This is a genomic window from Mycobacterium sp. DHQP2018-32-09, assembly GCF_058148405.1.
In genome coordinates this window covers 60689-71049 of sequence record NZ_JBYVYK010000033.1, presented here as the reverse complement: position 1 = coordinate 71049, position 10361 = coordinate 60689, and the positions used below count along the sequence as shown (strand labels likewise).

The 10361-nt window shown below is 71.2% G+C and carries 8 protein-coding genes and 1 pseudogene; 7 read left to right on the top strand and 2 right to left on the bottom strand.

Features of this window, described 5'->3' with window-relative positions; translation table 11 throughout:
• The 5 genes and pseudogenes from AC30CM_RS17085 to mftG form a co-directional block, all read left to right on the top strand.
• A pseudogene (locus tag AC30CM_RS17085) lies at positions 1-263 on the top strand (mycofactocin radical SAM maturase); the annotation flags it as partial.
• A 1-nt stretch (position 264) separates the two neighbouring features.
• Positions 265-1455 carry a pre-mycofactocin synthase MftD gene (gene mftD, locus AC30CM_RS17080; RefSeq protein WP_490118088.1) on the top strand — a complete coding sequence of 397 codons (1191 nt, stop codon included), beginning with the start codon at positions 265-267 and terminating at the stop codon, positions 1453-1455.
• A gap of 120 nt (positions 1456-1575) precedes the next feature.
• On the top strand, positions 1576-2307 hold the full coding sequence (gene mftE, locus AC30CM_RS17075) for a mycofactocin biosynthesis peptidyl-dipeptidase MftE (RefSeq protein WP_490118087.1): 732 nt from the start codon (positions 1576-1578) through the stop codon (positions 2305-2307).
• Positions 2304-3716, top strand: a complete 1413-nt coding sequence (gene mftF, locus AC30CM_RS17070) for a mycofactocin biosynthesis glycosyltransferase MftF (RefSeq protein ID WP_490118086.1) — start codon at positions 2304-2306, stop codon at positions 3714-3716. Before mftE ends, mftF begins: the two co-directional genes overlap by 4 nt.
• Entirely contained in the window at positions 3713-5149 is a 1437-nt protein-coding gene (gene mftG, locus AC30CM_RS17065) for a mycofactocin dehydrogenase MftG (RefSeq protein WP_490118085.1), read from the top strand. The genes mftF and mftG overlap by 4 nt, the downstream gene beginning before the upstream one ends.
• On the opposite strand, the gene AC30CM_RS17060 is transcribed toward mftG, so the two are convergent.
• Positions 5106-6584 carry an MFS transporter gene (locus AC30CM_RS17060; RefSeq protein WP_490118084.1) on the bottom strand — a complete coding sequence of 493 codons (1479 nt, stop codon included), beginning with the start codon at positions 6582-6584 and terminating at the stop codon, positions 5106-5108. The genes mftG and AC30CM_RS17060 overlap by 44 nt on opposite strands.
• A 160-nt stretch (positions 6585-6744) precedes the next feature.
• On the opposite strand from AC30CM_RS17060, the gene AC30CM_RS17055 reads away from it, so the two are divergent.
• Positions 6745-7404, top strand: coding sequence for a TetR/AcrR family transcriptional regulator (locus tag AC30CM_RS17055; protein ID WP_490118083.1), 660 nt, complete (start codon positions 6745-6747; stop codon positions 7402-7404).
• Here the strand turns inward: AC30CM_RS17055 and AC30CM_RS17050 are convergent.
• Positions 7370-8620 (bottom strand): cytochrome P450, encoded by a 1251-nt coding sequence (locus AC30CM_RS17050; RefSeq protein ID WP_490118082.1) that lies wholly within the window; start codon positions 8618-8620, stop codon positions 7370-7372. The genes AC30CM_RS17055 and AC30CM_RS17050 overlap by 35 nt on opposite strands.
• Positions 8621-8743: 123 nt before the next feature.
• On the opposite strand from AC30CM_RS17050, the gene AC30CM_RS17045 reads away from it, so the two are divergent.
• A complete protein-coding gene (locus AC30CM_RS17045; RefSeq protein WP_490118081.1) occupies positions 8744-10360 on the top strand; it encodes a carboxylesterase/lipase family protein in 1617 nt (538 codons plus the stop codon).
• Position 10361: the final 1 nt, after the last annotated feature.

The following is a 10361-nucleotide window of genomic DNA, read 5'->3' as shown; positions in this document are numbered from 1 at the left end:
AGTCGGCGGGGGCGTGTGCCAGTTGCAACCACTTCGACGCGTGTCGGGGTGGGTGCATGGCGGCGAAGTTCTTCACCGGGCTGCCGTTGGACGGGCCGGATCCCGAATGCGTGCAGGGCTACGGCGAGCCCGCCCTGGCAGCAGAACGCGACAAGCCCAAGTCCAGCGTCGATCACTCCCGGGCCGGCCGTGGCAAAGGCCCGATCCCGCTCACCCTGCTAACCGTCCCACCCAAGAAGTTCTGCAACGAAAGTCCCGTCTGACATGGCCCGTGACACCTGGTTCGAAACCGTCGCCATCGCCCAGCAACGCGCGAAGAAGCGCCTGCCCCGTTCCGCCTACTCCTCGCTGATCTCCGCCAGCGAGAAGGGCGTGACGGTGGCCGACAACGTCGAGGCGTTCGGTGAGTTGGGGTTTGCTCCGCACGTCATCGGCGCCACCGAGAAGCGCGAGATGGCCACCACGGTGCTGGGTCAAGACATCTCGATGCCGGTGATCATCTCGCCGACCGGCGTGCAGGCAGTCGATCCCGACGGCGAGGTCGCGGTGGCCCGTGCCGCCGCGGCCCGTGGCACGGCCATGGGTCTGTCGTCGTTCGCCAGCAAACCCATGGAGGAGGTCACGGCGGTCAACGACAAGATCTTCTTCCAGATCTACTGGCTGGGCAGCCGCGACGACATCCAGGCGCGGATGGAGCGGGCCAGGGCCGCCGGCGCGAAGGGGCTCATCCTCACCACGGACTGGAGCTTCAGCCACGGCCGGGACTGGGGAAGCCCCAAGATCCCGGAGCGCATGGACCTCAAGACGATGATCAAGATGAGTCCGGAGGTCGTCACCAAACCGCGTTGGTTCCTCGACTTCGCAAAGCACCTGCGCCCGCCGGACCTGCGGGTGCCCAACCAGGGCCGTCGCGGCGAGGCGGGCCCCACGTTCTTCGAGGCCTACGGCCAGTGGATGGGCACCCCGCCGCCCACCTGGGAAGACGTGGCGTGGCTGCGGGAGCAGTGGGGCGGGCCGTTCCTGCTCAAGGGCATGGTGCGCGTCGACGACGCCAAACGTGCTGTCGACGCCGGGGTTTCGGCCATCACCGTGTCCAATCACGGCGGCAACAACCTCGACGGCACGCCGGCGGCCATCCGGTGCCTGCCCGCGATCGCCGAGGCCGTGGGCGACCAGGTCGAGGTGCTGCTCGACGGCGGTGTCCGGCGGGGTAGCGACGTGGTGAAGGCGGTGGCGCTGGGTGCCCGCGCGGTGATGATCGGCCGGGCCTACCTGTGGGGCCTGGCTGCCAACGGTCAGGCCGGCGTGGAGAACGTGCTCGACATCATGTCCGGCGGCATCGACTCCGCACTGCGTGGGCTCGGCAAGTCGTCGATCCACGACCTGAGTCCCGAGGACGTGCTGGTGCCGGACGGCTTCACCCGTGCGCTCGGCGTGCCGGCCGGCGGAGCCTGAGCCCGGCGCTGCGCTGGGACGTGCGAGGCTGACGGGGCGGACGGGGTGGCATGGCGGGACGGCGACCAGGGGATCGCCGAATCCGGTAGTGCCCATACGTCAACATTCGGCGCACGACAGGTGAATTCGGCCTACGATCGGTCGGTGGCCTTTCCCAGTGAACTCGGGAACTCGACGTCGAGGCAGCTTCGCAACCTGACTCCTGCGTTGCTCGTTCCCGTCGGTTCCACCGAACAGCATGGGCCACATTTGCCACTGGACACCGACACCCGGATCGCCGACGCGGTCGCGCACGCCGTCGCCGTGCGCCTGACCGGGCAATGGTTGGTGGCACCGGCCATCGCCTACGGCGCCAGCGGCGAGCATGCCGGATTCCCTGGCACCGTGTCGATCGGCACCGAGGCCCTGCGGCACCTGCTCGTCGAGTACGGTCGCTCGGCGTGCGACTGGGCGGGCCGGGTCGTGTTCGTCAACGGTCACGGTGGCAACGTCGGCGCGCTGATCGACGCCGTCGGCCTGCTGCGCACCGAGGGCCGGGACGTGTCCTGGTGCCCATGCGCGGTAGCCGGTGGCGACGCGCATGCGGGCCACACCGAAACGTCTGTATTGCTACATCTTTCGCCCGCCGACGTCTGGATCGACGAGCGGGTCCCCGGCAATGCGGCGCCGCTGGCCGAGTTGCTGCCGCAACTGCGGCGGGGTGGCGTGGCCGCGGTGAGCGCCGTCGGCGTGCTGGGTGATCCCACCTCGGCATCGGCCGAGGACGGTCGCACCGCATTCGAGGAGATGGTGGGCGCGGCGACGCGCGCCGTCGAGCGGTGGTCGCCGAACGGCAACGGAATGCTGCGGTGACGGGGCCCCGCCTGCCCGACGGGTTCGCCGTCCAGGTCGATCGCCGGGTGAAGGTCCTGGGCGAGGGCGCCGCGCTGCTCGGCGGCTCGCCGACCCGGCTGCTGCGGCTGGCACCGGCGGCGCAGACCATGTTGCGCGGCGGCAGGCTGGAGGTGCGCGACGCGCAGAGCGCCCAGCTGGCGCGCACCCTGCTCGACGCCACGGTGGCACACCCGCGGCCGGCCAGCGGGCCCTCGCATCGCGACGTCACGATCGTGATCCCGGTGCGCGACAACCCATCCGGCGTCGATCGTCTGGTGCGGGCGCTGCGTGGACTGCGCGTGGTGGTGGTCGACGACGGGTCTGCGGTTCCGTTGTGCGCGGCCGATTTCGACGCGCCGCCGTGTGACGTCACGGTCTTGCGGCACGACCTCAGCCGGGGTCCGGCCGCCGCCCGCAACACCGGACTCGGCGCGTGCGAGACCGACCTGGTGGCGTTCCTGGACTCCGACGTGGTGCCGCGGCGCGGGTGGCTCGAGGCGCTGCTGGGCCACTTCTGCGACCCCGCGGTGGCGCTGGTGGCCCCGCGCATCGTGTCGCTGCACGAGCCGGACAACCTGGTCGGCCGGTACGAGGCCGTGCGCTCGTCGCTGGATCTGGGGCACCGCGAGGCGCCGGTGGTGCCGTTCGGGCAGGTGTCCTACGTGCCGAGCGCCGCGATCATCTGCCGGCGGAAGGTGCTGGCGGACGTCGGCGGCTTCGACGAGGACATGGAGTCGGGCGAGGACGTCGACCTGTGCTGGCGGTTCATCGAGTCGGGTGCGCGACTGCGGTACGAGCCCATCGCGTTGGTGGGTCACGACCATCGGACGCGTCTTCCAGAGTGGTTCAAGCGCAAGGCGTTCTACGGGGCGTCGGCGGCGCCGCTGGCGGTGCGCCATCCCGGCAAGACCGCTCCGCTGGTGATCTCCGGCTGGATGCTGCTGGTGTGGGTGCTGCTGGCCATGGGCTCGGGGCTGGGTGTGGTGGCCTCGACCGTGGTGACGTTGTTCACCGGCAAACGCATCGCGAACACGCTCGGCGCCGTGGAGACCGAACCCAAGGACGTCGCCGAGGTCGCGGTGCGCGGTCTGTGGTCGGCGGCGCTGCAGTTGGCCTCCGCCATCTGCCGGCACTACTGGCCGGTGGCGCTGGTCGCGGCCCTGCTGTTCAAGCGGTGTCGCCGGGTGGTGCTGGTGGCCGCGGTCGTCGACGGGGTGGTGGACTGGGCGGCCAGGAGCCATCAGGCCGACGACGACACCCAGCGGGTCGGTCTGCTGGCCTACCTGGTGCTCAAGCGACTCGACGACATCGCCTACGGCCTGGGTCTGTGGACCGGTGTCGTCCGGGAGCGTCACCTGGGTGCGCTGAAGCCGCAGATCAGGACGTGACCGCGGCCGCCAGCGACGTCCTGATCGTCGGTGCCGGAAGCGCCGGAAGCGTGCTGGCCGAGCGGCTTTCCCGTGATCCCAGCCGGACGGTGACGGTGCTCGAGGCCGGTCCGGGGCCCGGTGATCCCCGGGTGCACGCCCAGATCAGCGACGGCCTGCGGTTGCCGATCGGGGCGGCCAGCTCGGTGGTGCGGCACTACCGCACGACCTTGACCGACGATCCCGCGCGCGCGACGGTGATCATGCGGGGCGCCGTCGTCGGGGGATCGGGCGCCGTCAACGGGGGATACTTCTGCCGCGGGTTGCCCCACGACTTCGACTCGTGGGGGGTGCCCGGTTGGGGCTGGGACGACGTGCTGCCCCACTTCGTGGCCATCGAGACCGATCACGACGTCGAGGGCCCGCTGCACGGCGCCGACGGAGCCATGCAGATTCGGCGTGTTCGCGAGTTCGAGGCGGGGGCGGTCGCCTTCGTCGATGCGGCGCGCGCGCTGGGGTTCGCGTGGATCGACGACCTCAACGGGTCGACCGCGCAGGCGCCGGTGGGAACCGGGGTGGGCGCGGTGCCGCTGAACATCGACCGGGGCACCCGGCTGGGACCGGGGGGTGCGTTCCTGGGGCGCGCCGCCGGGCGGCCGAACCTGACGGTGGTGGAACGCACCCGGGCGACTCGCATCCGGTTCGCCGGATCGGTGGCGCGCGGGGTCGAGGTGGCGGGCCCCGACGGCGCCGCCTACCTGGAAGCCGACCGGATCGTGTTGTGCGCCGGCGCGATTGGTTCGGCGCACCTGCTGCTGCTCTCGGGCATCGGGCCTGCGGCGTCGTTGCGCGTCGCCGGTGTGCCGGTGCGGGTCGACGCGCCGGTGGGTGCCCGCTTCGCCGACCACCCGGAGTTGGTGCTACCCGTCGACTGGCCTGCGGCGCCGGGGCGGCCGCCGCTGGAGGCGGTGCTGGTCACCGAGGATCTCGAGATCCGGCCCTACACCACGGGTTTCGGTGCCATGGTCGACGGCGGGGTCCCTGGTCCGCAGGACCGCCCGCACCTCGGCGTCACCCTGATGCGGCCGCGTGCCAGGGGGGTGTTGACGCTCGTCTCCGCGGATCCCGGCGTGCCGCCTGCGATCGCGCACCGTTACGACAGCGAACCCGCCGACGTCGCGACGCTGCGGCGGGGCGCCGATCTGGCGCACGACCTGGCCGGCACGGGATATCACGTGCGCCAATCGCATTGGTCCACGTCGCAGCATCTGTGTGCCACGGCGCCGATGGGCGACGGCTCGCACGCCGTCGTCGACGAGCGGTGCCGGGTGCGCGGGGTCGACGGGCTCTGGGTGGTGGACGGATCCATCATGCCGTCGGTGACGTCACGGGGCCCGCATGCCACCATCGTCATGATGGGGCACCGGGCCGCGGAGTTCGTCGGCGGGCGATGAACGCGAACTGCTTGCCGTTGCGTCCCGGCGCCCACAGCGCTATCGCCACCGCCGAGCAGGCCACGAAGACCGCGAGGATCAGCAGTGCCGAGTCCATGGCGGTGACGAACGCCTGGCGGGCCGCCGCGCCAAGGGCGTCGCCGCCGGGACCGATGCGCGCCGCCACTTCGAGGGCCTCGGCCAGCGACCGCGACGCCGCGTCGCGGGCCGGGGCGGGCAGACCCGCGACGGCCGGGCCGATGGCGCCGGTGTACTGGCCCGCCAGCAGCGAGCCTGCCAGCGCGATGCCGAGCGCGGCCCCGAGTTCGCGGGTGGTGTCGTTGACGGCGGACGCCACGCCTTGCTTGGCGTCGGGTACCGCCGTCATGATCGCCGACGTCGTTGGCGCGGTGAAGAATCCGACGCCCGCGCTGATCAGCAACAGCGGCCACGCGAGGGCGGAGTACGAGGCGCCGACGTCGACGTGCCGCATGGCGAGCAGGCCGACGGCCAGCAGGACGAGGCCGCCGAACACCACCGCCCGCAGTCCCAGTCGGGGCAGGTACCAGCCGGACAGCACCGACAGGATGACCAGCGGCACCACCAGCGGGGTCAGGGCGAAGGCTGCTGCCAGCGGGCTGTAGCCCAGGACGAGCATGACGAATTGCATCACCAGGAAGAAGAACCCGAACATGGCAAGGAACATCATGGTGATCGCGGTGGCGCCGGTGGAGAAGTGCGGGTCCCGGAAGAGGCGGACGTCCAGCAGCGGATGGGTGCGGCGCAACTCCAGGGCGACGAACGCGCCCGCGAGCGCGATGCCGGCGCCGATGGCGCCCACGACCAGCGGATGCCCCCAGCCGCGCATCGGCGCTTCCAGGATGCCGAGCACCAGGGCGGCCATGGCGACGGCGATCAGCGCACCCCCCGGCCAGTCGACGGGATGCGACTCCGAGTCCCGGGACGTACCGATCGCGAGGGTGGCGAGCAACAACGCCGCACTGGCGGTGGCGAATGCCCAGAAGATCGCCTGCCACGACGAAAAGTGCAGCAGCACACCGGATCCCATCATGCCGATGACGCCGCCGCAACCCGCCATGCCCGCCCAGATGCCGACCGCCCTGGTGCGCTGATCGGCCGGGTAGGCCGAAGTGATGAGCGATAGCGTGGCCGGCATGATGAACGCCGCGCCCGCTCCCGCGGCGGCGCGGGCGACGATCAGGGCCGTCGCGTCGCCGATCAGCAGGGGTGCGGCGGAGGCGGCTCCGAAGACGACCACTCCGGCCAGCAGGGCGCCGCGTCTGCCGTAGCGGTCGCCGATGGCGCCGGCAGGCAGCAGCAGGCAGGCCAGCACCAGGGTGTAGGCGTCGACGATCCAGGTGAGTTGGGACTGCGTGGCCCGGGTGGCGACGGCGATGTCGCCGAGGGCGGTGTTCAGCGCGACGACCGAGGACATCACCAGCAGCACGCCGAGGCAGGCGACGACGAGGGTGCGCAGGCGCTTGTCGGTCGTGGTGGGGATCGTCCGCTCCTCTCGGGGAGTACGGTGTATCGAGACGTTCAGTCTCTTACCGAGACTACCAGTCTCGTTTGGGTGCGGAGAGGAGTGAACGCGGGTGACGTCACCGCGCACCGATCCGCGGCCCGCCCGCTCGCGGGCGCGGCTGCTGGAAGCGGCCACGGCCCTGCTGCGCACCGGCGGCCCCAGCGCCGTCACGGTCGACGCCGTGACGCGCGCCTCCAACGTCGCCAGGGCCACGCTCTACCGGCACTTCCCCAGCGGCAACGATCTCCTGGCCGCAGCCTTTCACGCGCTCATCCCGCCGGCGCCCCTACCGCCGCAGGAGGGTTCGTTGCGGGATCGCCTGCGCGCCACGGTGCGCGCACAGGCCGACCTCATCAAGGAGGCGCCCGTCAGCATTGCGGCGATGTCCTGGCTGGCGCTCGGCGGCGACCTGGAGCGCTTGCCGTGGGGGCGCGCCAAGGCGTCCGAGGAAAGCCGTGAGGTGAGCACGCTGCGCGAGCGCGTCGCCGAGCAGTACGCGGCACCCTTCGACGCGGTGTTCGACGGCGCGGACGCCGTCGCCGCACTGGGCGACGTGGACCGCACCCGGGCCGCGGCGCTGCTGCTGGGCCCCATCGTCCTGTGCAAGCTGAGCACGCTGCCCGACGTCGACTATCACGACATCGCCGACGCCGCCGTCGACGGGTTCCTGGCGACGCACCTGCTGCGCCGCGAAACTACCTCAGCGAGTAGCGAATCGGAAGGTGCTTGAGGCCGCCGACGAACGTGGTGGCGCTGAGCTCCGGGGGGCCGGCCAGCTCGATGGCGTCCAACCGCGGGATCAACTCGGTGAACAGGCTGTTCATCTCCATCCGGGCGAGGGCTGCACCCAGACAGAAGTGCACGCCGTAGCCGAAGGCCACGTGCTTGTTCGGATCGCGGCCGACGTCGAACCGGAACGGATCGGTGAACACCTCTTCGTCGCGGTTGCCCGACACGTAGGCCAGGTATACCGATTCGCCTTCGGCGATCTTCACGCCCCGCACCTCGGTGTCCGCGGTGGCGGTGCGCATGAATTCCTTGACGGGGGTGGACCATCGGATCATCTCCTCGACCGCCGTCCCCATGAGCGACGGGTCGTCGCGGAGCCGCGCGAGTTCCCCGGGATTCTCGATGAGCGCCCGCAGCCCACCCGAGATGGCGTCCTTGGTGGTGTCGTGGCCCGCGCTCGCCACGATGACGTAGTACGAGGCGGTGTCCACGTCGGACAGCGGTTCGCCGTCCACGGTGCCGTTGGCGATGGCCGAGGCCAGATCGTCGGTCGGGGTCGCCCGGCGCGAGGCCGTCAGCTTGGAGAAGTAGGCGAAGAAGTCCAGCAGGACGGCCATCTGTTCCTCGGGGCTGACGCCGCGCTTGTACTCGTCGTCGTCGCCGCCGAACATCTCCTGGGTGAGCGCATGCATGCGTCCGTAGTCCTGCTCGGGCAGACCCAGCAGCGACATGATCACGTACAACGGGAACTGCACGGCGATGTCGGTGACGAAGTCGCACTCCGGCCCGATGTCGCGCATCCGGTCGACGTAGCGCTTGGCCAGCTCGTCCACGCGAATCTTCAGGTCGCGCATGGCCTTCGGGCGGAACCAGTCGGCGCCGATGGTGCGCACCTTGCGGTGGTGCGGATCGTCCATGTGGATCAGCGTGCGCAGCCCCACCCCGGCATCGAGCTGGGCCTTCATGTAGTCGTCGGCCGCCGCGGTGGCCAGCAGTGGCCGCGGCTCGCTGATGAACAGGTCGTTGGCGCGCTCGATGGCCATGATGTCGGCGTGCTTGGTGATGGCCCAGAACGGCCGGTACGGCGGATTGTCCACCCAGACAACGGGATCGTGGGCCCGCAAGTGGGTCAGGGCGGCGTGCAGCCGCTCGTCGTCGGCATACGCCGACGGATCGGCCAGGACCTTTGCTGCATCGTCCACCGTTGGCGTGCTCATGCGGCTCCTCACTCGCCTCGACCGCCCGAAGTTGACGGGCGTCAAATGCGCAGTCTATGTGGTGGGCGTCACGCCCCGCCGGGATTCGGTCGAATCGAGGCCGCATCAGTAGGCTCGGCAACCGTGGCGCCCGCACCGTTCCGGCGAGCCGGCCGACGCGTGCTCGCGGTCGCCGTCGCCGTCGTGACCATCACGACTGCCTGCGGTCACCGTGACGAGGGCGCGGCCTCCACCGCCGGCGTCGCACCCGCCGACCCCGCAGTGGTGCGCACCGCCCAGGGCCCGGTCCGCGGCGTCGTCGCCGACGGCCACCGTTTCTTCGGGGGGCTGCCCTATGCCGCGCCGCCCGTCGGCGCGCTGCGGTGGCAGCCACCGGCGTCGCCGCCGACGTGGCGGGACACCCGCGACGCCACCCGGCTGGGGCCGCGGTGCATCCAGGACACCGGCGACCTGGAGATGGGGCGGCTCACCGACGAGGACTGCCTGACGCTCAACGTGTGGACGCCTCGGGCCGCGTCGCCGGAGGCGAAGAAGGCCGTCATGGTGTGGTTCCACGGCGGCTCGTTCATCAACGGCAGCAGCGGCATCTACGACTCCCGCTGGCTGACCACGCGCGGCGACGTCGTGGTGGTGACGGTGAACTACCGGCTGGGCACGCTGGGCTTCCTGGCCCACCCCGGCCTGGGACCCGCAGGTGCCGTCGGCAACTACGGTCTGGCCGACCAACAGGCCGCACTGCGGTGGGTGCACGACAACGTCGCCGCGTTCGGCGGAGATCCCGACCGGGTGACCATCGCCGGCGAATCGGCGGGCGGGATGTCGGTGTGCGACCACCTGGCCGCGCCCGGATCGCAGGGTCTGTTCGCGCGGGCGATCATCCAGAGCGGACCGTGCCAGGCCCAGGTCGCGCTGCCCGACGCCGAGCGGATCAGCCTCGACTACGCCCGCGACGCCGGCTGCCCCGACCCCGCGACCGCCGCGGCCTGCCTGCGCGCACTGCCTGCCGACAAGCTGCGAGACCCGGTCCGGTACTACTGGATCGGCGAGGACGCGCTGAGCGGTCCGGCGACCGGATCGACGGTGCTGCCGCAGGATCCGGTGGCGGCGATGGCCGCCGGCTCGGCGGCCGACGTGCCGGTGCTGATCGGCAGCAATCGCGACGAGTTCACGCTGTTCGTCGCGCTGCAGCATCTGCAGGGCAAGCCGATGGGACCGCAGGACTACGGGCGGTTGGTGGCCGAGACGTTCGGGGCGGCCGCGCCGGCCGTGGAGGCCCGGTATCCGTTGGACGCGTACGGCGGCAGCGCGCAGCTCGCGTACTCGGCGGCCGTCACCGATGCCGACTTCGCGTGCGTCGACCAGCGAATGGCGACCGACCTGGGCAAGGCCGCGCCCGTGTATGCCTACGAGTTCGTCGACCAGGCGGCGCCGGCGCCGGAACCGTTGCGCACCGTGCCCTTTCCCATCGGCGCGAGCCATTCGCTGGAACTGCGATACCTGTTCGACACCGGTGGCGCGCCCCCGCTGGACGGCCCGCAGCAGGCGCTCTCCGACCACATGATCGCGTACTGGGCGGCCTTCGTCCGTGACGGTGCCCCCGACGTCGACGGCCTGCCGGAGTGGCCGAAGGCGGGTGACGATGCCAGGCGACGACTGTCCTTGGGGCCGGACCGCATCGCCGTGATCGACGACTTCGCCCGTGTGCACGACTGCGACTTCTGGGCCGACCTGGGGAGGTAGC

What these genes read in the sequence shown, in the direction of transcription:
- mftD (WP_490118088.1), top strand. Translation starts at nt 265, where the DNA reads ATGGCCCGTGACACCTGGTTCGAAACCGTCGCCATCGCCCAGCAACGC.
- AC30CM_RS17060 (WP_490118084.1), bottom strand. Translation starts at nt 6,584, where the DNA reads ATGTCCTCGGTCGTCGCGCTGAACACCGCCCTCGGCGACATCGCCGTC.
- AC30CM_RS17050 (WP_490118082.1), bottom strand. Translation starts at nt 8,620, where the DNA reads ATGAGCACGCCAACGGTGGACGATGCAGCAAAGGTCCTGGCCGATCCG.